Source organism: Actinoplanes sp. NPDC020271 (assembly GCF_044388125.1).
Taxonomy (GTDB): Bacteria; Actinomycetota; Actinomycetes; order Mycobacteriales; family Micromonosporaceae; genus Actinoplanes.
Map to the genome: position 1 here is coordinate 15,726 of NZ_JBIRWQ010000020.1, position 20,852 is coordinate 36,577.

A 20,852-nucleotide genomic window follows, 5' to 3' on the forward strand; every position below is an offset into this window, starting at 1 on the left:
CCGCCGCCGGGGGCGGCCGCCCCCCCCCCCCCCCCCCCCCCCCCCCCGGCCGCGCCCCCCCCCCCCCCCCCCCCACGACGGGCGAAATGCGCTGGGGCTGAGGTTGGAGAACCCGCCCTCCGGTGCGCACGGCGACGACGGGCTACGGGCGCTGGGGCTGAGGTCGGAGCATCTGCCCTCCGGCGCACGGCGACGACGGGTGCTGAGGCCGAGGTCGGAGCATCTGCCCTCCGGCGCACGGCGACGACGGGCTACGGGCGCTGGGGCTGAGGTCGGAGCATCTGCCCTGCGGTGTGCACGGTGCCGACGGGCTGCGGGCGCTTGGGGGCAGAGCAGCCGGGTGCGGGCCGGGTTCAGGCGGTGGGCTTGGTGAGCATCCAGTCGAGGACGGCCGGGAGCTGCGCGTCCCAGTAGGACCAGTCGTGGCCGCCCGGCCCGAAACCGCTGTCCAGCCCGGCACCGCTGGCCTTGCAGGCGGCCACGAAGCGCCGGTTCTGCGCGAGCAGGTGATCCTCGGTGCCGCAGCGCAGCATCAGTCGTGGCAGCCGGTGCGGGTCGCCGTCCCGCAGCAGGTGCAGCAGATCCTCGTCGCTGCCGGCCACGACCCGGTCGGCGAACACCCGCGCGACCAGTGCCCGCATGTGCGGCCGAAGATCATGTTCCTGGATGTACGCGAGGTCGAGCGCCCCGGAGAGCGTAGCCGCGGCCGCGAAGCGCTCCGGCTCGCGCAACGCCCACTTCATCGCCCCGTATCCACCCATGGACAACCCGGCGACGTACGTGTCCTCGCGCCGCCCGGAGATCCGGAAGAACTGCTTCGCCTTCTCCGGCAGCTCGGCCGAGAGGAAGTCCCAGAAGCGCATCCCGTAGGCCTCGTTCGCGTAGAAGCTGCGATGCACCTGCGGCATGATCACTGCCAGCCCGTGCTCCGCGGCGTAACGCTCCACCGAGGTGAACCTGCTCCACGCCGAGTGGTCGTCGGTCAGCCCGTGCAGCAGGTAGAGCACCGGCGGCGGCACGTCACCGCCGTCCCGGTCGGGCAGTATCACGGTCATCGAGGTGCGGAGTTCCAACGCCTCGGAGTCGAAGTCACACCGGATCAGAGCCACGCCGCCCATTCTGTCGGCGCCGCGGGCCGGACCGGGCCGCTGTCCCATCTTCTGGCGTTGGGAATGTCGTACCCGTCGATTAGAATGTATGTACGAATGAGGGGCCCTGAGCTGCTGATCTTCGTCGCGTTTAGAACACGTGTTCGAGGACTTCCAGCGCGAGTGAGGAGACCGACGTGACCGCGTCCACCCTGTCCACGATCTCGACCAACCCCGTGCCCGTGATCCCGCCGTATGCCACGATGCTCGGCTTCACCCGGTACGTCTCCCGCACCGGTCCGGCGAAGGCCACGTTCGTCGGCGGGCTGCGCAAGCAGCGTGAACGGCGCAGCGGCTTCAACCCGCACGGCCAGCTGGTGAAGGCGTTGAAGGCCGACATCGCGTTCCGCACCGGCGGCAGCTACCTGACCGGCGTCGTCGACCTGGTGAAGGAGCGGTGGAAGCCGCTCTACGAGTCGCTGCGCGCCGGCGCCCGGACCTATCTGGCCTCGCTCGGCGACCCCGAGCGGATCACGCTGATCCAGACGCGGGACGCGCTGGCCAGCGTCGGCCCGCTCGCCGTGAAGATCAACCCGCACTTCGGGCTCCGCTTCGAGGACGGGCACCGCGAGGCCGTCCGGATCCACTTCGACGAGGAGCCGCCGAGCCCGGAGCTGGTCACCGCCATGCTTCACCTGATGGACCGGCACATGGACCAGATCCTGCCGGACGCCGAGCCGGTCCTGGTCGACCTGCGGCGCGGGGTGACGCACCGGCTGAGCCCGGCGACGCGGCCAGCCGACGTCGAGAGCTGGCTGGCCGGGGAGGCGGCGGCGTTCACCGCGATGTGGTCGGCCACCGCGGCCTGAGTTCGTTCCGGTCGGCCCCCGCCCGGTCCCGTTCCCCGGCGCGCTGCCCCGCGCCGGGGAACGGCCGGTCCCGCCCAGGCCCACCGCGCGGGTAACGGCCGGTCCCGCCCGGGCCCACCGCGCGGGGAACAGCCCGTCCCACCCGAGCCCACCGCGCGGGGAACAGCCCGTCCCACCCGAGCCCACCTCGCCGGAGACAGCTCGCCCTGTCCGGCTCACCCCGCGTCGGCGGGCCGTTGACCTGGGCCGCTGGTCCGCTAGGGTGGGCCGCGTGAGTCCGTTCCCCGGCATTCTTCCGCCGCCCCGCGTCTGAGCGGGGCGTGAGCCGCGCCGCCTGAGCCACTGCTCGGGCGGCTTATTCGTGCTGCGTTCCGCTGCCGATCCTGCCGGACCGACTCACCCACGCGGAGCGTGCATGTCCTCGACCAGAATCAGTCTTCTTCAACTGTCCGTCGCCGGGGTGCTGTGGGGCACCGCCGGCGTAGTCGTCCAGGTGGTCGCCGGTCACACCGGCCTCGGGGCCGTGTCCATCGGGTTCTACCGGCTGCTCTTCGCGGCCGGCACCATGCTGATCCTCGGTTTCCCGGCCCGCCGCCGGATCTGGGCCGCCGCGCGGTCCGCGCCGGTCGCGGTGGTCGCCGCCGGGGCCGGGCTCGCGGCGTACCAGGCCCTGTACTTCATCGCCGTGCGCCTCACGGGCGTCAGCATCGCCACCGTGGTCAGCCTCGGACTCGCCCCGGTGCTGCTCAGCGTCTGGGAAACGGTCCGTACCCGGCGACGGCCCGGGAACGCCCAGCTCGCCGCCTCGGCCGCGGCCATCGCCGGCCTGATCCTCATCTCCACGGTCACCGGCGACGGCGCGACCGCCACGGGCCTGGGACTGCTCGCGGCCGTCGCGTCCGGAACGGTCTACGCCGCGTCGACCGCCCTCAGCCGGCAGACCACGCAGGGCGTGCCACCGCTGATCCTGACCACACTGTCGTGCACGATCGGCGCGATCAGCCTGGCGCCGCTCGCCGTGGCGCAAGGGGTCACGTTCACGCCGAGCGTGCAGCCGGTCGCGCTGCTCGCCTACCTGGGGACGGTCACGACAGCCCTGGCGTACGCCTGCTTCTACACCGGTCTGCGGCACACCACCGGAAGCGTCGCCGTGGTCGTCACCCTGCTGGAACCGTTGACCGCCGCGCTGCTGGCGGTGGTGCTGATCGGGGAGCCGCTCGCCCTGCCGACCGTCATCGGCGGAGTTCTGCTGCTCGGCGCCGTGACAACCCTGTACCTGGGCGCCCCGAAGCCCACTCCGTCACCGTCACCGTCGCCCTCCGCATCGCCCGCTCCGCCGCGTTCGGCGTCGGCCGACGGGCCGGCAGAAGCAGACGAGCCGGTCGCGCATAACTGACCCGACCCGCCTGGTCAGCGTGTGAAGGCCCGCCGGCCACGGTCGGCGGGCCACACCCGTCGTTGGTCGCCCCGGCGGCCCCGGTCGCTCTTCCGGCTGGTTCTCACCGTGGTCATGCGGCGTGAACATCAGGGTGGGAAGCAGCCGGGAGAGTGGGCGCAGCGGGCCGGGGCACGGGGGGGGTCGTGGGCGCGGACGGGCGGGACTCTGCTGACGACGTACCGGCAAAGCAAGAGCTGCCGACAGCGGGCCGAGAGCGGCATCGTCCCGGCGCGGCCGGAGACGGCAGCTCCAGCGCAACCGGGAACGAGCTGGTCAGCGCACGTCGAGCGGCAACCGCACCAGAATCGTCGTTCCGCCGTCGTCCCCGGTCAGCTCGATGCTGCCGTGGTGCCGCTCCACCACCGCCCGGCTCAGGGTCAGCCCGAGCCCGCTCCCCGGCAGCGTCCGATCATGGCCGCGGCTGGTCCGGTACCGCCCGGTGAACAGCTGCTCCCGCTCGTCCCGGGGCACGTCGGCCGCCGCGTCGGACACGGCGAGTTCGGCGGCGCGGCCGGCCCGGCGCAGGCTGACCTCGACGTGCCCGCCGTCGGGGCTGTACCGGACCGCGCTGCCCAGCAGGTTCTCCACGATCTGCCGGAGCCGGTCCCGGTCGCCGGGCACGATCAGTTCGGCGGGCAGGTCGGTGTCGATCACGACCGGCGCGCCGTCGATCGCCGCGCGGGTGCGGTCCACGACGTCGCGGACGACGGCGGCCAGGTCCATCGGGGTACGCCGGACGTCCGCGTGCCCGGCGTCGAGGGCGGAGAGTTCCAGCAGCTCGTTGATGATCTCGCGGAGTTGCAGGGCGTTGCGTTCGACCACGGCGATCAACCGCGGACCTTCCCGTACGAGCGTGGCCTCGTCCGCCTCGCGGAGGAGCTCGGTGTACGCGCTGATCGACGTCAACGGCGTCCGCAGCTCGTGCCCGATCAGCGCCAGGTACTCGTTCTTGCTGCGCACCAGTTGCCGCTGCAGGTCCTCGACTCGTCGCCGTTCGACGAACTGTCCCAGGTGCGCGGCGATCCCGGACATCAGCGCGACCAGTTCGTCCTCCGGGTCCTCGACCGTGTCGGCGAAGACGGTCAGCACCCCGATCGTCCCGGTGCCGTCGTGGACCGGGATGGCGAGCGCGGTGTGCAGCCGTTCCCGGGTGGTGTCGGGCGAGATCAGGCTCTGGGGGCGGCCCACGTCCCGGATCCACAGCGGTTTGTCGACCTGCCAGGCGCGCCCGGCCAGTCCCTGGCCGTACGAGAGCGCGTCCGGCACCGGGATCCCGGTCGCCCACCCGGGGGTGCTCCAGCGGGCCGCCGCCCGGATCGTCCCGGCGGCCGCGTCGACCGTCCACAGCTCGGCGTGCACCCAGTCGAGGGTCGCGACCACCGCCTCCAGGACCCGTGGCCCGGCCGCCTCGATGCTGGGCGTCTCGGCGAGCGCGGTGTTCACGGCCTGCTCGCACGAGCGGAACCGTTCGGCCCGCCGCTGCCGGGTCACGTCCTGCATCGCCTGGACCGCGCCGACGACCTGCCCGTCCGGGCCGAGGATCGGTTGCGCGTCCATCAGGTAGTGCCGGATGCGTTTGGTCCGGCCGGGCCGCGCGACCGGTTCGTCGCGCAGGCGTTCCCCGCGGACGGCCCGGGCCAGCCCCGGCTCCGCGGTGCCGTCCACGGCGCCGGCGTCACCGGCGGAATCGGCGGTGCCGGCGGCGGCGTCCGTACCGGCCGTGCCCGCGGCGTCGTGCGTGCCGGGCGTGCCCGCGGTGCAGGCGTCGTCGGCGTCGTCGGCCCGGAGGCGGCGCATCCGTTCGTTCGTGAAGACCACGTGCCCGTCGGCGTCGCACGCGGTCACCCCGTCGTGCAGGCTGTCCAGCACCGCGTCCAGGAACCGGTGCTGCTGCTCCAGCTCGTGCCGCGCCAGTTGCTCGCCGATCAGCAGCGTGGCGACCTCGGCCGCCTCCGCCACCGCCGACATCTGCTCCGGCGTCCACTCCCGGGGCCGCAGGTCGTAGGCGCAGCACACCCCGAGGACCCGCCCGCGCCGATCGTGCACCGGATAGCCCAGGTACGCGCCGCCGTGCTTGCGGACCACCCCGGGCGGCACGCGCTCGTCCGCGGTGGCATCGTCGACGATGACCGCCCCGCCGCCGCTGACCACCAGGCCGCCGAGGGAGCCGTCGAGGGCCGTGTCGGCTATCGCGTCCCAGTCGGCGGCGACGCCCCAACTGCCGTACAGCCGGAGCTTCTCGCCCTCGACGAACTGGATGCAGGCACTCGGTGTCTGCGCCGCGCGGGCGGTCAGCGCGGCCAGCTGATCCGCGGTTCCGCTGGTCAGCACCCCTCGATGCAGGATCGGTGCTCCGGCCGGCACGTCCTGGAGGGCCGGCGACTCGTCGCCCGAGCGCGGCGTGCCGATCACCCGGTGCCGGTCGATGGCGGCCGCCGGCGAATTCGGGTGCTCGTCGACGGCCGTCCCCCCGTAAAGGTCGGCCGGGCGTGCGAGTCCAGCGGCTTCCGCCGCCCGCGCCCTTCCGGACCGTGCGGCGCCACTGCCACCGTCTTCTCGCCGCATGGCCGACCTCCACGGTTCAGCCTAGAGGCGCGAAAACCCTGAAACCGGCAAATCCCTCGGCCAGGCGAGCTTTCTTCCCGCGCTCCGCTCCCCTCGAGGTGCCCCCTTCCCGCGTACGCCCCCAGCCCCTCCGCACCTCGAGAACGCCCACGCCCACCCCGCCCCGCGACCCGGCCTCAGCTCAGTCCGCTGCCGCGCCCACCCACTCACGCGAGCCCCGCCGGGGCCGAGGCCACGGCGCGACTTGCGCAGCCCGGCCGGCCGCGCGCCCACCCGGAGCCGAACTCGCATCGCGGGCGGGGCGGGTGGAGGGCGCGCCCAGAGGGTCAGCGCTTGTGGAATCTGAGGTCGGTGATGGGGCGGCCGGCAGCTTCGCCGCGGCGTTCGAACTTGGTCTGCGGGCGGGCGTGCGGGACGGCCGGGAGTGGGCGCAGGCCGGGGTCGGCGGTGAGCGTCTCGGCCATGGCGAGCGCGTAGTCGGGCCAGTCGGTGGCGCAGTGCAGGACGCCGCCGGGGCGCAGGCGGTCGCGGAGCAGGGCGACGTTCGCGGGCTGGATCAGGCGACGCTTGTGGTGGCGGGCCTTGGGCCACGGGTCGGGGAAGAAGACGTGGACGGCGTCGAGCGAGTCCGCGGCGAGGCGGTGCACGAGTTCCATGGCGTCGCCGCGGGCGACCCGGATGTTGGTCAGGTTCTGCTCGCCGACGAGGGCCAGCAGGTTGCCGATGCCGGGGGTGTGCACTTCGACGCCGAGGTAGTCGCGGGCCGGGTCGGCGGCGGCCATCGTGGCGGTCGCGTCGCCCATGCCGAAGCCGATCTCCAGGACCACCGGGGCGTCACGGCCGAAGAGTTCCGCCAGGTCGAGCGGGGTACGGTCGCCGTCGACGACGGTCAGGCCGTAGCGCGGCCAGAGCGCGGCGTGGGCGTCGGCGTGGCGCTGGCCCATCCGCCCGCGGCGTGGGTGAAATGTCCGGATCGGACGAGCATCGGCAGTGTCAGTCATGGCGGCGACCACGATACGGGCTCTCAGTGGGCCGTCGCCTGGGAGCCGGGGCGGAGCGGCGTACGGGCGCCGGTCCGCAGGTCGACCAACGTCACGCAGGAGCCGGTCTTCGACTGCGCGGTGACCAGGGCCCGGTTCGCGTCGAGGTAGGTCAGTTCGCGGTCCATAGGGACGCCGACGGTGCGCTTCTTACCGGTCTTCAGGTCCAGCTCGACCACGTGCACCGGTTCGTTCTGGGCGGCGGTCTCCCCTTCCTGGTACGCCGTCCAGGCCAGCCGCGTGCCGTCCGGCCGCCACGCCGGGATCGTCGCGAAGCCACGGTTCTGCAGGCCACCGCCACCGTAGGCGGCAACCATGCGCTCGGCGCCGGTCGCCACCGTGCCGATGCTCAGGCAGGCGTCGTAGACGGCGTCGCACTCGCCGCCGCGGAAGGCGATCTGTTTGCCGTCCGGGGACCAGGCGACCGCGTCGTCGACCCGCAGGTGGTCGGCGAGGGCGCCGGTCACCGGCTCGGGGGCGGTCTCGCCGGGGAGTTCCTCGCCGCGGCAGTCGCGTGGGAAGAGCACCTCCGGCTTCGCGGACGCGCCCGAGGCGGCGACGCGGTAGACGCCGGGACCGCCGGTGCAGGAGAGCGACGAGAACGCCAGCCACTTGCCGTCCGGCGACCAGGACGGGCCCGCCGCCGGACGGGTGGTGACCCGGCGCGGGGCGGTGCCGTCCGCTTTCAGGGTCCAGAGCTGACCGTTCCTGATCACGGCGAGCTGCTTGCCGTCCGGGGCGAACCGGGGGCGGGCGTACCCGCCCCCGGTCGTGATCCGCTTGTCGGCGTGGCCGTCGCTGACGTGGACGTCACCGCTGCGGACGTACGCGATCGTCGGCGAAACAGCGGACGCCGGCCCCGGCGCCGGGGTAAGAAGGAGACCGGCCAGAACCGCTGCTGTCGTGATCATGAAGACCGCTCCCGATGGCCTGAACTGCGTTTACCTCTTGCACCATCGTCGCAACCGACCGGCGCCTTAAGCCGTTTTGACCGCGGCCCCCGGGGCCGCGCAACCGCACGAGCCGCGCGACCGCACCGCCCGCAACGGCGGGTTCGTCAACTGCGTGGACGGACCACCGCGGCCGCTCCCCCACCCCGTCGCACCGGCTCGGCGACGGCCAGCTGCCCGCCGTGCCGGGTGAACTCGATCGCGGTCGCCGCCCCGATCTCCGGAGCGTCCGCCCCGAACACGTGACCGAGTCCGGTCAGCGTCGGCCCGTACGTCGTGTGGAACGCCGGCTCGGCCTGGATCCCGGCTGTGTTCCGCTGCGCGGCCCGCGGTGCGGCGAGTGCCTGCGGCAGCGTGAGCCCGAGGTCCAACCGGCCGTAGATGATCTGCAGAACGGTCGTGATGATCGTCGACCCGCCCGGTGCCCCGACCGCGAGGAACGGCTTGCCGTCCTCGAGGATGATCGTCGGCGACATCGAGCTGCGCGGCCGCTTGCCCGGCCCGGGCAGGTTCGGGTCGGGGGACGTGCCCTGCGTGCCGGTGAAGTTGAAGTCGGTCAGCTCGTTGTTGAGCATGAAGCCGCGCCCGGGCACGACCATGCCGTTGCCGCCGAACTGTTCCAGCGTGAGCGTGTACTCGACGACGTTGCCCCACTTGTCGGCGACGGTCAGGTTGGTGGTGCTCATGCCGTTGTCGGGCGCGGCGGCGGTAACCGCCGGGGTGCAGCCGGACGGGCCGGGCGCGACCGGCTTGACCAGTGCCTTGTCCGGAGAGATCTGGCAGGCCCGCTGCTTGGCCCAGCTGTCCGAGAGCAGCTGCCGCAGCGTCGACTTCGGCGTGTCGGCGCCGATGTACCGGCCCCGGTCGGCGAACGCCAGCGCGGACGCCTCCAGGTAGTAGTGCAGCTTCTCCACGGTGGACGCCGTGCCGAGCGGGGACGCCTCGAGGATGTTCAGCGCCTCGCTGACGGTCGTGCCGCCGCTGGACGGGGTGGACATGCCGTAGACGGTCAGACCCTTGTAGTCGGCCTTGGTCGGGGCGGGGTGCCGGACCTGGTAGGAGGCAAGGTCACGTGCGGTCAGCGCGCCGGGCCGGATCGGGTAGGCCCAGGGCGACGTCGGGCTGGCCGAAACCTCGGGATCCTGCACGGTCGCGAGCAGATCCCGGCCGATCTCCCCGCGGTAGAACGCCCCGGTCCCGTTACGCGCGATCAGCCGATAGGTCCTGGCCAGGTCCGGGTTGCGGATCGTGGTCCCGACCGCAGGCGGCGCCCCACCCGGCAGATACAGCGCCTTGGTCGCGTCGAACTGCCCGAAAGCGGCAGCGTTCTCGGTCACCTGACGACGGAACTCGCCGTCCACGGTGTACCCGCGGTCGGCCACCTCGGCCGCCTTGGTCAGCGCGCTCGACAGCGGCCGCGTCCCCCACTGCTTCGACGCCGCCTCCCAGGTGGCGAGCGTCCCGGGCACGCCGACGGAGAGGCCGCTGACACGGGCCTCGTCGAAGGCGTACGGCTGCCCGGTCGCCGGGTTCACGAAGTACGTCGAGGTCATCGTCGCCGGCCCGGTCTCCCGCCCGTCGATCGTGTGTACCCGGTGGGTCCGCGCGTCGTAGTACACGAAGAAACCGCCGCCCCCGATCCCGGAGGCGAACGGCTCGGTCACGCCGAGGGTGGCCGCGGCCGCGACCGCGGCGTCGACCGCGTTGCCACCCCGGCGCAGCACGTCGAGGCCCGCGGCGGTGGCGGTGGCGTCGACGGTCGCGACGGCACCGCCGTACCCCTCGGCAGTCGGGGTCTTCGGGGGTGAGGGGGTCGCGGGGGTCGCGGAGGCCGGCGTCGCCAGCCCCAGGGTGGTCAGGGAAAGCGCAGTGAGCGCCGTAAGGAACCGCATCGGCCCTCCAGACAGGACAGTGTCGGTTGTCAATCCCTGCCTACCGCCGAAGGTCGCCGGGCACAACCGGTACAACGACTAGCCGATACCGAACGGCTCGGGTTGGACGGCCGGGCAGGACGCTCCGGGCGCGGGCAGCGTGAGATCGACGAGGTAGCGCTCGACCGCCGCCTTGACACAGGGGCTGTGCGAGTAGGCGACGTGTCCCCACCCCTGATAGGTCAGCAACCGCGCCGACGGCCCGAGCTGCGCGGCCGTCTGCTGCGCCCAGGCATGTCCGGTGGCCGGGTCGTGCAGCGCGTTGACCAGCAGCATCGGCATCCGCGCGGGGGCGAGCCGGCGCTGCGGGCCGGCCGGCGGGTGCGGCCACCCCACGCAGCCGGCGGCCGCGGAGAGCGCGATCGGCGAGGCCTTCACCTGAGGCGCGATCTTCCCCAGAGCGTCAATTCTTCTTCGGTACGCCGTGAAGTCGCCGACCGGAAGCGACCAGTCCCCGCAGAACACCGCCGGGAAGCTGTTGGGCGTGATGTCGACCGGCGGCGTGGCGCTGCGTCCGGTGGCCTTCGCCGGTTCGGCCGCGTCCTGCAGGTAGTGGGCGAACGAGAACCACTGCGGGTCGTAGAACGCGCTGAACGCGGCCGAGATCAACTCCCAGACGCCGAGTTTCGCCGGTGGGTCGTACGGGTCCACGAGCGTCCCGGCCTGCGCCCGCCGCATCAGCGCCGCCCACAGTGCCGGGATGTCCTGGCCGCGCAGCACGCACCGGACGTCCCGGGCGCACCACTTCACGAACTCGTTGAACGAGTCCTGCACCGACGCCGTCTCCTGGGCCAGGAACGCGTCGACGTCCACGCTGTGGTCCATCACGCTGTCGAGCACCACCGCGCGCAGCGTCGCCGGGTACGTGTCGCCGTAGAGTTCCCCGATCAGCGACCCGTAGGACGCGCCGAAGATGCTGATCCGCGACTCGCCGAGCGCGACCCGCAGCGCCTCCACGTCGCGGACCACGCTGCCGGTGTCGGCGTGGTCGACGACCGGTCCGCTGCGCGCGGTGCAGTCGTCGTGCAGCCGCCGGTTGTAGGCGGCGAGGGCCCGGAACCCGGCCTCGCTGCCGACCAGCGGGGACGGTTTCGCGTCGACCAGGCTCTGCGCGCACAGGACGGGCGTGCTGCGGCCCACCCCACGCGGGTCCAGCCCGATGATGTCGAACCGTTTCCGCAGTTCAGCGGTGAAGTCGCCGTCGAGGGCCATGTTGACCGCCGAGCCGCCGGGGCCACCCGGGTTGACGATCAGGACGCCGAGCCGGTGCGCCGGGTCGGTCGCCTTCCGGCGGGCCATCTGCAGCTCGATCGACGGCCCGTAGGGGCTGGACCAGTCCGCCGGGACGCGCATCTTGCCGCACTCCACCTGGGCGTCCTCGGGGCAGGCCGACCAGGTCACCACCGGGGCGGCGCGGGCCGGCCGGGCGAACCCGGACAGGGTGGCAAGGACGAGGACCGCGACCGTGGCCGGCCATCGCATAGCTCGCAAAACCCCAACTCTCCGCCCTGCGCGGCGGGGAGTCGGCCGCGCGGCACCCATCTTGGGCCGCGGTTGCGCAACGATTCCGGAGAATGCCCGATTTTGCATTATATGGTGCATTTATTCGTGGACGGGCGTGGCAGGGTGGACTGATGCCGATCGTCACCCGTCTGGCCCTCGCCGCGGCCGGCGCCACGCTGCTGACCGCCTGCTCCACCGACGAGCCGGCCGCCGCGCCGACGGTCGAACCGGTGCCGTCCGTGTCGGCCGCGGCCGCGCCGAGCGCCACGAGCCCGGCACCGGCGGGGCTGCCCGACCTCGCGGCCACGCCGGAGACGATCGCGACCGGCATCCAGGTGCCGTGGGGGCTGGCGTTCCGGCCGGACGGCAGCGCGCTGGTCGCCGAGCGGCAAACCGGTGACATCTACCAGGTCAAGGCGGGTGCGGCCAAGAAGAAGGTCTACACCGTGCCCGGCGTCCGGGCGGGTGGCGAGGGCGGGCTGCTGGGCCTCGCCGTACGGGAGAAGTGGGTTTTTGCCTATCTGACCGGTGACGACGACAACCGGATCGTGCGCTTCGAGCTGACCGGCGGCGCCCCCGAGGTGATCTTCAAGGGGCTGGACCGCGGCGGGCGGCACAACGGCGGGCGGCTCGCGTTCGGGCCGGACGGGATGCTCTACGTCGGCACCGGTGACGCCGGCGACGAGCCCCAGTCGCAGGACCGCGACGACCCGAACGGCAAGATCCTGCGCCTGACCGTCGACGGCAAGCCGGCGCCGGGCAACCCGTGGCCGGGCTCACCGGTCTGGAGCCTCGGCCACCGCAACGTGCAGGGCCTGGCCTGGGATGCCCAGGGGCGGATGTACGGGATCGAATTCGGCCAGGACACCTGGGACGAGGTGAACGTCATCCAGCCCGGCAAGAACTACGGGTGGCCCGAGGTCGAGGGGAGGGCCGGGAACCCGAAGTTCACCGACCCGATCGTGCAGTGGCGCACCGACGACGCGTCCCCGAGCGGGGCGGCCGTCGCCGGCAACACGCTCTACGTCGCCGCCCTCAAGGGTGAGCGGTTGTGGACCGTCCCGCTCGACGGCGGGACGGCGAAGGCCGAGCTGGACGGGAAGTTCGGCCGGCTCCGCACGGTCGCCGTGGCCCCCGACGGTTCGCTGTGGCTGACCACCTCGAACACCGACGGCCGCGGCGACCCGCGCGACGGCGACGACCGCATCCTTCGCTTCCCGGCCCGGTGACGGGTTACCGATTGTTGGGCGGGAGCTGGGGCAGGGCCGAGATGGCCTGGGCGTAAATGGCCATCTGCTTCTGGTTGGGGACCACACCGTAGACCCTGAGCTGTTCGTTCAGGGCCTTCTTGACCTGGTCCTCGGTCTGGCCGCGGTGGGTCTGGGTGACCTGGTTGACGACGAAGTCCACACGGAGCTGCGCCTGCCAGCCAGCGGCACGCTGGCCGCCGGGGGCGAGGCTGCTGATCGAGGCGAGGGGTTGCATGCCCCGGTAATCGGTCGCACAGGTACCTGTCTTGAAGATATGAGGACCCTGTGCAACGAGATGACAACCGGGGCACACCACACCCGACATCAGTCCTCGCGGTCTGACGCTTCCTCGGCCGGGGTCTCGACCGGCTTCGGCGGGTTGAGACGCAGCCAGAGCAGCATGAGCAGGCCCAGCGCGAGCATCACCAGCCCCATCCACAGGTTGATCCGGACGCCCTGCGCCTTGTCGATCTCGGCCGGGGTGTCGAAGAGGCCGATGATCGTGACGATGACGCCGTAGAGGGTGAACATGCCGCCGATGACGGCGCGCAGATCGAAGAGTTGATTCATGGCAATCTCACCCTCACCAGAACGGGATGTAGAGAACGACGGCCAGGACCACGGCGATGGTGCCGAGCAGCACCGGGTTGCGCCACCACACCTTGTCGCCGGAGACGATCACGTCCGCGCCGGTGCTCGGGCCGGCCAGCCCGTAGACCAGGCCACGCAGCTCACTCTCCGGCTTGCTCGGCGTGAACAGGGTGACGACGACGGCGACCACCACCGCGGTGACGAACGCGGCGCCGGCGCCCCAGAAGCTCTCCTCCAGGTCGGAGTTGAACGTGAAGACGTCACCGAGGTAACCCAGGTAGAGCGTCAGCGAGGCGAGGAAGCCGAGCACCAGCGAGAAGAAGCCGGCCCAGGGCGACATCCGCTTCCAGAACATACCGACGATGAACGTGGCGAACAGCGGCGCGTTGAACAGTGAGAACAGCGCCTGAATGTAGTTCATGATGTTGTTGAAGTCAGCCGCGATGAACGCGGTACCGATGCCGACGATCACCCCGCCGATCGTGGCGATGCGGCCCACTCGCAGGTAGTAACCGTCCGGGCGGTCCTTGCGGATGTACGACTGCCAGATGTCGTAGGTGAACACGGTGTTGAAACCACTGACGTTCGCCGCCATACCGGCCATGAACGACGCCACCAGACCGGTCACCGCGACTCCCAGCACGCCGTTCGGCAGCAGGTCGCGCATCAACAGCGGGATCGCGTAGTCGTACTTGAGCGCACCCTCGTCGGCCCCCAGCCCCTGCACGGTGACCAGAGCGATCAGGCCGGGGATCACGGTGACCACGGGGATCAGCAGCTTCGGGAACGCGCCGATGATCGGGGTCCGCCGGGCGGCGCTCATGTCCTTGGCGCTCAGCGCTCGCTGCACCTCGGCGAAGTTGGTCGTCCAGTAGCCGAAGGAGAGCACGAACCCGAGGCCGAAGATGATCCCGATCCAGTTCGCGCCGAGCGGGTTGTCGGTGCCGGCGGTGTTGGAGAAGGTGTGCAGCGCGGCGTCCCCGAGCTTGCTGCCCTGCACCTTCTCCACCAGACCGTGCCAGCCGCCGACCTTGACCAGGCCGATGATCGTGATCGGGATCAGGCCGGCCAGGATCACGAAGAACTGCAGCACCTCGTTGTAGATCGCCGAGGAGAGACCGCCGAGCGTGATGTACGACAACACGATCGCCGCACCGATCACGATGGACAGCCAGAGCGGCCAGCCGAGCAGCGCCTGCAGGATCAGCGCCAGCGCGTAAAGGTTGACGCCGGCGATCAGCACCTGGGCAACCGCGAAGCTGACCGCGTTGAACAGGTGAGTCGGCCGGTTGAACCGCCGCCGCAGGAATTCGGGGACGCTGCGGACCTTAGATCCGTAGTAGAACGGCATCATCACGATGCCGAGGAAGACCATCGCCGGGACCGCGCCGACCCAGTAGTAGTGCAGGGTCATCAGGCCGTACTGCGCGCCGTTGGCGGCCATGCCGATGATCTCGAGGGCGCCGAGGTTGGCCGAGACGAAGGCCAGACCGGTCACCCAGGCCGGCATCGACCGGCCCGAGAGGAAGAAGTCGGAGCTGTTCTTGATAGCCCGCCGGGCCATGAACCCGACTCCGAGAACAGTGATGAAATAGATCGCAAGGATCAAATAGTCGACGAAGTTCACGTCGAGCCGGAGACCGCTCACGGGCCCACCTCCCAGATTCGGCCCGTGGCTACCCGAATCGAAGAATTTTCACACGCGCTGCGTGATCAACGTCTCCAGGCCGTCAAGAATGCGCCCCAGTCCGAAGTGAAAAGCCTTGTCCTGACCGCCGTGAGCCGCCGTGTCGGCGATCGCCGCGGAGATCGCCGGGAAGCGGGCGGCGTGCTCGGTGATGGCCGTGATCAGGCCGGCCTCCTGGGGCTGGACCACGAGGGAACGGGCCAGGCTCGCGATCACGGCGACCGCGTCCATCCGTTCCGCGCCCGTCAGCCCCTCGGGCAGTCGGGCCAGCGCGGACTCCATCCAGGTCAACTCGTTCGGGCCGATCGGGCGGGTGCCGGTGGAGGCCTCGATGGCCCACGGGTGAGCGACAAAAACCGATATCAGTGATTCGGCCCATAGCGTGAGAGCGGCGCGCCAGTCCTCGGACGGCAGGGCCGGCGGCACACCCATCCCCCGCTCCAGCATGACGGCCACCAACTCCGACTTGCCGGGCAGATAGCGATACAGCGCCATCTTGGTGAAGCCGACGTCGGCGGCCACCCGCTGCATCGACACCGCCGCCAGCCCCTCGGCGTCAGCCACGAGGATCGCCGCGTCCGCGATCGCCGCCAAGGTCAGGGCCTTCTTCGGGCCGCGGCGGCCGCCCGGGTTCTCCTGCCACAAGAAATCCATGTTGCCCTCCCGCAAAACCGCGTCTACCGTACACAGAAATAACTGAGTCCAATGGACACAGTTTCTTTGGAGGAGAAGACATGGACGTTCTGATCTCGGGTGCGAGCATCGCCGGTCCCGCCCTCGCCTACTGGCTGGGCCGCTACGGTCACCGGCCGACGATCGTCGAAATCGCCCCGCAACTGCGCACCGGCGGTCAGGCCGTCGACTTCCGCGGCCCGCTGCACATGGGAATCCTGGCGAAGATGGGCGTGATCGACCAGCTGCGTGCGGTGGAGACGGGCGGCATCGCGTTCCGGTTCGTCGACGAGCACGGCGCCCGGCAGATGGAGTGGCCGGCCAGCTTCGCCGGCGGTGACCTCGAGGTGCAGCGCGGCGACCTCGCCCGGATCCTGTGCGACGCCGGCCAGGAGACGGAATACCTGTTCGGCGACCGGATCGCCGCGATGGACGAGACGCCCGACGGGGTCGACGTCACCTTCGCCTCCGGCCTGCAGCGCACGTTCGACCTGGTCATCGGCGCCGACGGGGTGCACTCCGGGGTGCGGCGGCTGACGTTCGGGCCGGAGGAGACATTCGTCAAGCACCTCGGTTACTACGTCGCCACCTGGCCGATCGCCGACGAGTGGGGCCTGGACACCACGCTGCTCCTGCACAGCGAGCCCGGCGTGATGATGAGCGTCGGCGGCAACCACAAGGACCCGTCGAAGGCCGGCGTCTTCACCGCGTTCGCCTCACCGGCGCTGCGCTACGACCGGCACGACGCCGACCAGCAGAAAGCGATCCTCCGGGAACGGTTCGGCGGCATGGGCTGGCTGGCGCCGCGACTGCTGGCCGAGCTCGACAAGGTCGACGACCTCTACTTCGACCAGATCTGCAAGGTCGACGCGCCCGAATGGACCCGCGGCCGGATCGCGCTCGTCGGCGACGCGGCCTGCGGCGCCACCATCGGCGGCCAGGGCAACGGCACCGCGATCGTCTCCGCGTACGTCCTCGCCGGTGAACTGGCCGCGGCCGGCGGTGACCACCGGGTCGCTTTCCCCGGCTACGTCCGGCGAATCCAGAAGTTCGCCCGCGGCACCCAGGAAGGTGGGGACACGACCGGCCGGTTCCTCGCCCCGCGCACCAGCCGCGGCATCTGGATGCGCAACTACCTCAACAACCAGAAGTGGTTCCTCGGCCTGATCTCCCAGGTCGCGAACAGGCGCGCCGCCGATCTCGACCTCCCGGCCTACCCCCTCTGATGTTCCGGTACGCCGCGGCGGGGGCGGCCGCTCCAGGCAGCAGCGCGCGTCGCTCTTCCGGCCGTGTCCGGGTGAGCGCCGCCGCGAAAGGCACCGCCCGAGGGAGCGCCGCGCCGGGCGGCGCCGCGGGTCAGAGCGCGGCCACCACCTCGGGCGTGACCTCGGTGACCGACCTGACCACCAGCGCGGCCTGCGCCAGCGCATCCGCCGCCGGCGGGTAGACCCCGTGCGGGACGGCGATCACGGTGAGACCGGCCGCCGCGGCGGAACGGAGACCGTTGCTGGAGTCCTCGATCGCCGCGCAGACGTCGCGCGTGAGCCCCAGCTTGGTGACCGCGGTCAGGTAGACGTCCGGAGCCGGCTTGCCCCGCGGCACCTCCTCGGTGGAGAGCGTGATCTCGAACTCGTCGGTCAGCCCGGCCGTCTCCAGCACCTTGTCGATCAGGATGCGGGCGGACGAGCTGGCCAGCGCCAGCCGGTAGTTCCGGCCGAGCGCACGGACGGTCTCGACCGCGCCCGGGATGAGCGGCAGCGACTCCGCGTACCGCTCGGCCATCCGCCCCAGCACGTCGGCCGCCACCCGGGTCGCCGGGACGGGCACGCCCACCTCGTCGGCCAGGTGCGCGGACCATTCGGCGGTGCTCATGCCCATCATCCGGTCCTGCGTGTCGGGGAGGAACTCGCGGCCGTGCTCGGCCACATACCCCCGGCGGACCTCCTCCCAGACCTCCTCGGAGTCGATGATCACGCCGTCCAGGTCGAAGACGATCGCGGTGATGGTCACAGCGCCTCCGCCGCGGGGACGATCTCGTCACGGAAGATCTCGAAGCGTTTGGTGTCCCACGCGTCGCGCACCCCGCCGTGGACGACTGCGATGCCCATCGCGGCGAGCCGGCGCAGGTCGTCGATCACCCCGGCGACCTTCTCCCCGCGCTCGCCGACGTCGAACCGGTAGACCACGGTCTTCTGGATCTCGTCGTAGTCGCGCCCGACCGTGTCACAGTGCTGTTTCAGCACGTCGAGCTTGTGCTGCAGCTCCGGGCCGGGGAACAGGTTGCAGGCGTCCGCATACTTCGCGACCAGCAGCAACGTCTTCTTCTCGCCACCGCCGCCGATCAGGATCGGCACACGCGGCTCGGCCAGCGGCTGCGGATTGTTGAGCAGGCGGGTGAGCCGATAATGCGTACCGGAGAAGGGGGTTTCGTCGCCGTCGAACATCTGGCGGCAGATCCGGAGCGTTTCCTCCAGCCGCTCGAACCGTTCCTTGGTGGGTGGGAAGAAAAGCCCCAATCCGGCGGATTCCTCCTCGTTCCACGCGGCGCCGATGCCGAGGATCGCGCGGCCCCCGGAGAGCACGTCGAGGGTGGTGACCGCCTTGGCCAGCAGGCCCGGGTCACGGTAGGTGACGCCGGTGACCAGGGTCAGCAGTTTGGCGCGGCGGGTGTGGGCGGCGAGGAAACCCAGAGCGGTGTACGCCTCCAGCATGTCCAGTTCCGGTGGACCGTTCACACCGATCTGCCAGACGTGGTCCATCACGCTGATCCGCTCGAAACCCGCCTCGTCCGCCGCCGACGCGATCTCGGCGAGCGTCGGCGCGAGTGCGGCAGGGCCGTCCGGCCAGGTGAAGTTCGAGATGTGGAGCCCCAGCTTCATCACGGGACAAACCCTACCGCTTTCGTACGGACGGTGACCGCACCCGACCGAGCCCGACCCGCCCCGAAGTTGATCGTGATCCACCGAACCGACGAGTTGCCAGCCGGTTGCCAGCCGGTAGCTTCGTGCCGAAGCACCGCACCCGACCTGGGGAGCCGCCACAAATGCCCGTCCCACCACTCCGTCCCTCGTCACCGTCGGTGAGCGTTGTCATCCCGGCGGGGACGGCCGCGCTGCCGGTCCTGCTCGCCGCCCTGCCCGCGGTCGACGAGGTGATCGTGGTGGTCGGCCGCGACGGCGACACGACCACGGCGCCGCCCCGGGCGACCCGGGTGATCCGCCAGACGCGGACCGGGGTCGGCAACGCCCTGGCCTGCGGGGTCGCGGCGAGCATCGGTGACGTCGTGGTGACGATGCCCGGTGACGGCGGGTGCGAGCCGGCCGAGCTGCCGCGATACGTGCGGGCGCTGCTCGACGGCGCGGACGTCGCGCAGGGCAGCCGGTTCCGCGGCAACGGACGCGACCTGGCCGGCGGGCGGACGTCCCGGCTCGGCGCGCGTATCGTGCTGTGGCTGATGGCGGTGCTGTTCGGCGTCCGGCGCAGCGACCCGGGCTTCGGGTTCCGGGCGTTCTGGCGGGACGCCGCCGGTTCGGCCGGTTTCCCGCGCGTCTCCGGGATCGAGACGGTCCGCGGCGACGGGGTGGAGATCGAACCGCTGCTGACCGTGCGCGCGGCCGCGAACGGGCTGTTCGTGACCGAGGTGCCCGCGACGGCCCACCCGCGGACGGCGCCGTCGGCGCAGGCCGGCCTGGTGGAGGCCGTCCGGGCACTGCTCGGCGAGTACGTCGCCCGGCGCCGGTCGGCCCGGAGGCCGGAGGCGTCCAGCATCGTGGTGATGACCGGGCGGGACTCCGCGCCCGAGTCCCTGACCCGCACCGGGACCGACGCCGGGCCGATCAGTCCCGGCGCGCGGACCCGGGCGGCGATGACGGCGCGCGCCGGTTCCGAGGCGTTGTCGGCGGGCGTCCCTCTCCACCCCGGCTTCGGCGGTACGAACAGGGAGCCGGGCGCCCGCCGGCGAGACCTTCCCCCGGCGCCGGGGGCGTCGACCGTGCCCCTGGGCGGCGAACGGCGCCTCGGTGCACGCCGGCACGCCGGTCCCGTCGACGGGCGCACGCTCGGCGAGGCCACCACCGTGCGCCGGCAGTGGCGGGACAACCAGGGTCAGGACGTCGGAGACGGTCGCCGGCGGGTGCAGGGCCGGCCCAACCTCCGGGTGATCAACGGGGAGGGTGCCGGGGACGGCTCGTCGCGTACGGGCAAATTGCGGGCCGTGCCGCCCGGCAACCCGGACCGATAGGCGCAGGTGCCGGGCGGCCGGGGAGGCGTCAGCCGCGCAGGCGCGGCAGGATCTCGGTGGAGTAGAGGCGCAGGAAGCGCTCCTGGTCCGGCCCCGGCGCGTGGAAGACCAGGTGGTTGAAGCCCATGTCGAGGTATTCCTTGACCTTGGCGGCGTGCTCCTCCGGGTCGGAGGAGACGATCCAGCGGGTCGCGGTGCGCTCGACCGGCAGGGCGTCGGCCAGACGCTGCATCTCGACCGGGTCCTCGACGCCGGTCTTCTCCTCCGGGGAGAGAGCCAGCGCACCCCAGTAGTGGGTGTCGTTGCGGGCACGGTCGAGGTCGTCGTCGAAGGAGACCTTGACCTCGATCATCAGGTCCAGGTCGTCGATCTTCTTGCCGCCCTTCTCGGCACCTTCCTTGACCGCGGGGAGCAGCGTGTCGGTGTAGAGCGCGTGCCCCTTGCCGCTGGTGGTGATGAAACCGTCGGCGATCCGGCCGGCGAGACGCGTGGCGGCCGGCCCGGAGGCGCCGATGTAGATCGGGACCGGCGACGACGGCTTGTCGTAGATCGTGGCGTTCTCGGTCTTGTAGAACTGACCCTCGTAGGTCACCCGGTCCTCGGCCCAGAGCTTCTGGATCAGCAGGACCGCTTCCTTGAGCCGGGCGAAGCGCTCCTTGCCGTCCGGCCACTGCGTGCCCAGCGGCACCTCGTTGAGCGACTCGCCGGAGCCGACGCCGAGGATCGCGCGGCCCGGCGCGAGGCAGCCCAGGGTCGCGAAGGCCTGCGCGACCACGGCCGGGTGGTAGCGGAACGTCGGCGTGAGCACGCTGGTGCCGACCAGGATCCGCTCCGTCCGCGCGGCCAGTGCCCCGAGCCACGGGAGCGCGGCCGGGGCGTGGCCGCCGTCGTGCCGCCACGGTTGCAGGTGATCGCTGACGAAGACCGAGTCGAAGCCGAGCTCCTCGGCGAGAATCCCGTACTTGAGCAGTTCAGCCGGCGCGAACTGCTCCGCCGACGCCTTGTACCCGAACCGAATCATGAAACTC

At 71.6% G+C, this 20,852-nt stretch carries 18 protein-coding genes; 5 read left to right on the forward strand and 13 right to left on the reverse strand.

The genetic code is table 11. From position 1 onward, the window contains the following. Positions 1 to 353 precede the first annotated feature (353 nt). Positions 354 to 1,109 (reverse strand): alpha/beta hydrolase, encoded by a 756-nt coding sequence (locus ACH442_RS33610; protein ID WP_396342084.1) that lies wholly within the window; start codon positions 1,107 to 1,109, stop codon positions 354 to 356. Between the two features lie 242 nt (positions 1,110 to 1,351). On the opposite strand from ACH442_RS33610, the gene ACH442_RS33615 reads away from it, so the two are divergent. Both ACH442_RS33615 and ACH442_RS33620 read left to right on the forward strand, forming a co-directional pair. Next, positions 1,352 to 1,957, forward strand: a complete 606-nt coding sequence (locus ACH442_RS33615) for a hypothetical protein (protein WP_396342236.1) — start codon at positions 1,352 to 1,354, stop codon at positions 1,955 to 1,957. Positions 1,958 to 2,372: 415 nt separating this feature from the next. Continuing rightward, positions 2,373 to 3,353 (forward strand): DMT family transporter, encoded by a 981-nt coding sequence (locus tag ACH442_RS33620; RefSeq protein WP_396342085.1) that lies wholly within the window; start codon positions 2,373 to 2,375, stop codon positions 3,351 to 3,353. A 315-nt stretch (positions 3,354 to 3,668) separates the two neighbouring features. Here the strand turns inward: ACH442_RS33620 and ACH442_RS33625 are convergent, their stop codons facing one another. From ACH442_RS33625 to ACH442_RS33645, 5 genes are all read right to left on the reverse strand, one after another. Next, entirely contained in the window at positions 3,669 to 5,960 is a 2,292-nt protein-coding gene (locus ACH442_RS33625) for an ATP-binding protein (protein ID WP_396342086.1), read from the reverse strand. Positions 5,961 to 6,286: 326 nt separating this feature from the next. Further along, positions 6,287 to 6,961, reverse strand: coding sequence for a tRNA (guanosine(46)-N7)-methyltransferase TrmB (gene trmB / locus ACH442_RS33630; protein ID WP_396342087.1), 675 nt, complete (start codon positions 6,959 to 6,961; stop codon positions 6,287 to 6,289). A gap of 23 nt (positions 6,962 to 6,984) precedes the next feature. Further along, positions 6,985 to 7,911, reverse strand: coding sequence for a hypothetical protein (locus ACH442_RS33635; protein ID WP_396342088.1), 927 nt, complete (start codon positions 7,909 to 7,911; stop codon positions 6,985 to 6,987). 146 nt (positions 7,912 to 8,057) lie between these two features. Further along, positions 8,058 to 9,842: a gamma-glutamyltransferase gene (ggt, locus tag ACH442_RS33640; protein WP_396342089.1), complete on the reverse strand. Its 1,785-nt coding sequence runs from the start codon at positions 9,840 to 9,842 to the stop codon at positions 8,058 to 8,060. A 78-nt stretch (positions 9,843 to 9,920) separates the two neighbouring features. After that, positions 9,921 to 11,363 carry an alpha/beta hydrolase gene (locus ACH442_RS33645; protein ID WP_396342090.1) on the reverse strand — a complete coding sequence of 481 codons (1,443 nt, stop codon included), beginning with the start codon at positions 11,361 to 11,363 and terminating at the stop codon, positions 9,921 to 9,923. A 152-nt stretch (positions 11,364 to 11,515) separates the two neighbouring features. On the opposite strand from ACH442_RS33645, the gene ACH442_RS33650 reads away from it, so the two are divergent. Beyond that, positions 11,516 to 12,613: a PQQ-dependent sugar dehydrogenase gene (locus ACH442_RS33650; RefSeq protein ID WP_396342091.1), complete on the forward strand. Its 1,098-nt coding sequence runs from the start codon at positions 11,516 to 11,518 to the stop codon at positions 12,611 to 12,613. A 4-nt stretch (positions 12,614 to 12,617) separates the two neighbouring features. Here the strand turns inward: ACH442_RS33650 and ACH442_RS33655 are convergent, their stop codons facing one another. The 4 genes from ACH442_RS33655 to ACH442_RS33670 form a co-directional block, all read right to left on the reverse strand. Continuing rightward, the gene (locus ACH442_RS33655; RefSeq protein ID WP_396342092.1) at positions 12,618 to 12,869 is read right to left on the reverse strand and encodes a hypothetical protein; all 252 of its coding nucleotides are present in this window, start codon (positions 12,867 to 12,869) and stop codon (positions 12,618 to 12,620) included. An 89-nt stretch (positions 12,870 to 12,958) separates the two neighbouring features. Further along, a complete protein-coding gene (locus ACH442_RS33660; protein WP_396342093.1) occupies positions 12,959 to 13,204 on the reverse strand; it encodes a hypothetical protein in 246 nt (81 codons plus the stop codon). A 13-nt stretch (positions 13,205 to 13,217) separates the two neighbouring features. Beyond that, positions 13,218 to 14,873 carry a sodium:solute symporter family protein gene (locus ACH442_RS33665; protein ID WP_396342094.1) on the reverse strand — a complete coding sequence of 552 codons (1,656 nt, stop codon included), beginning with the start codon at positions 14,871 to 14,873 and terminating at the stop codon, positions 13,218 to 13,220. A 48-nt stretch (positions 14,874 to 14,921) separates the two neighbouring features. Continuing rightward, entirely contained in the window at positions 14,922 to 15,566 is a 645-nt protein-coding gene (locus ACH442_RS33670) for a TetR/AcrR family transcriptional regulator C-terminal domain-containing protein (protein WP_396342095.1), read from the reverse strand. An 80-nt stretch (positions 15,567 to 15,646) separates the two neighbouring features. On the opposite strand from ACH442_RS33670, the gene ACH442_RS33675 reads away from it, so the two are divergent. Next, positions 15,647 to 16,810, forward strand: coding sequence for an FAD-dependent monooxygenase (locus ACH442_RS33675; RefSeq protein ID WP_396342096.1), 1,164 nt, complete (start codon positions 15,647 to 15,649; stop codon positions 16,808 to 16,810). Between the two features lie 130 nt (positions 16,811 to 16,940). On the opposite strand, the gene ACH442_RS33680 is transcribed toward ACH442_RS33675, so the two are convergent. Together ACH442_RS33680 and ACH442_RS33685 are read right to left on the reverse strand one after the other, a co-directional pair. Beyond that, positions 16,941 to 17,594 carry an HAD family hydrolase gene (locus ACH442_RS33680; protein WP_396342097.1) on the reverse strand — a complete coding sequence of 218 codons (654 nt, stop codon included), beginning with the start codon at positions 17,592 to 17,594 and terminating at the stop codon, positions 16,941 to 16,943. Continuing rightward, entirely contained in the window at positions 17,591 to 18,463 is an 873-nt protein-coding gene (locus ACH442_RS33685; protein ID WP_396342237.1) for an LLM class F420-dependent oxidoreductase, read from the reverse strand. The genes ACH442_RS33680 and ACH442_RS33685 overlap by 4 nt, the downstream gene beginning before the upstream one ends. Before the next feature lie 200 nt (positions 18,464 to 18,663). Here ACH442_RS33685 and ACH442_RS33690 point away from each other — a divergent pair, with 200 nt between their 5' ends. Continuing rightward, complete coding sequence (locus ACH442_RS33690; protein WP_396342098.1) at positions 18,664 to 19,824, forward strand: glycosyltransferase family 2 protein; 1,161 nt, start codon at positions 18,664 to 18,666, stop codon at positions 19,822 to 19,824. A gap of 28 nt (positions 19,825 to 19,852) precedes the next feature. Here ACH442_RS33690 and fgd read toward each other — a convergent pair whose 3' ends face one another. Then, a complete protein-coding gene (gene fgd, locus ACH442_RS33695) occupies positions 19,853 to 20,845 on the reverse strand; it encodes a glucose-6-phosphate dehydrogenase (coenzyme-F420) (protein ID WP_396342099.1) in 993 nt (330 codons plus the stop codon). Positions 20,846 to 20,852 lie beyond the last annotated feature (7 nt).

Coding starts and splice junctions, on each gene's coding strand:
- ACH442_RS33615 (WP_396342236.1), top strand. CDS start 1,352: ATGCTCGGCTTCACCCGGTACGTCTCCCGCACCGGTCCGGCGAAGGCC.
- ACH442_RS33620 (WP_396342085.1), top strand. CDS start 2,373: ATGTCCTCGACCAGAATCAGTCTTCTTCAACTGTCCGTCGCCGGGGTG.
- ACH442_RS33625 (WP_396342086.1), bottom strand. CDS start 5,960: ATGCGGCGAGAAGACGGTGGCAGTGGCGCCGCACGGTCCGGAAGGGCG.
- trmB (WP_396342087.1), bottom strand. CDS start 6,961: ATGACTGACACTGCCGATGCTCGTCCGATCCGGACATTTCACCCACGC.
- ACH442_RS33635 (WP_396342088.1), bottom strand. CDS start 7,911: ATGATCACGACAGCAGCGGTTCTGGCCGGTCTCCTTCTTACCCCGGCG.
- ggt (WP_396342089.1), bottom strand. CDS start 9,842: ATGCGGTTCCTTACGGCGCTCACTGCGCTTTCCCTGACCACCCTGGGG.
- ACH442_RS33645 (WP_396342090.1), bottom strand. CDS start 11,363: ATGCGATGGCCGGCCACGGTCGCGGTCCTCGTCCTTGCCACCCTGTCC.
- ACH442_RS33650 (WP_396342091.1), top strand. CDS start 11,516: ATGCCGATCGTCACCCGTCTGGCCCTCGCCGCGGCCGGCGCCACGCTG.
- ACH442_RS33655 (WP_396342092.1), bottom strand. CDS start 12,869: ATGCAACCCCTCGCCTCGATCAGCAGCCTCGCCCCCGGCGGCCAGCGT.
- ACH442_RS33660 (WP_396342093.1), bottom strand. CDS start 13,204: ATGAATCAACTCTTCGATCTGCGCGCCGTCATCGGCGGCATGTTCACC.
- ACH442_RS33670 (WP_396342095.1), bottom strand. CDS start 15,566: ATGGATTTCTTGTGGCAGGAGAACCCGGGCGGCCGCCGCGGCCCGAAG.
- ACH442_RS33675 (WP_396342096.1), top strand. CDS start 15,647: ATGGACGTTCTGATCTCGGGTGCGAGCATCGCCGGTCCCGCCCTCGCC.
- ACH442_RS33685 (WP_396342237.1), bottom strand. CDS start 18,463: ATGAAGCTGGGGCTCCACATCTCGAACTTCACCTGGCCGGACGGCCCT.
- fgd (WP_396342099.1), bottom strand. CDS start 20,845: ATGATTCGGTTCGGGTACAAGGCGTCGGCGGAGCAGTTCGCGCCGGCT.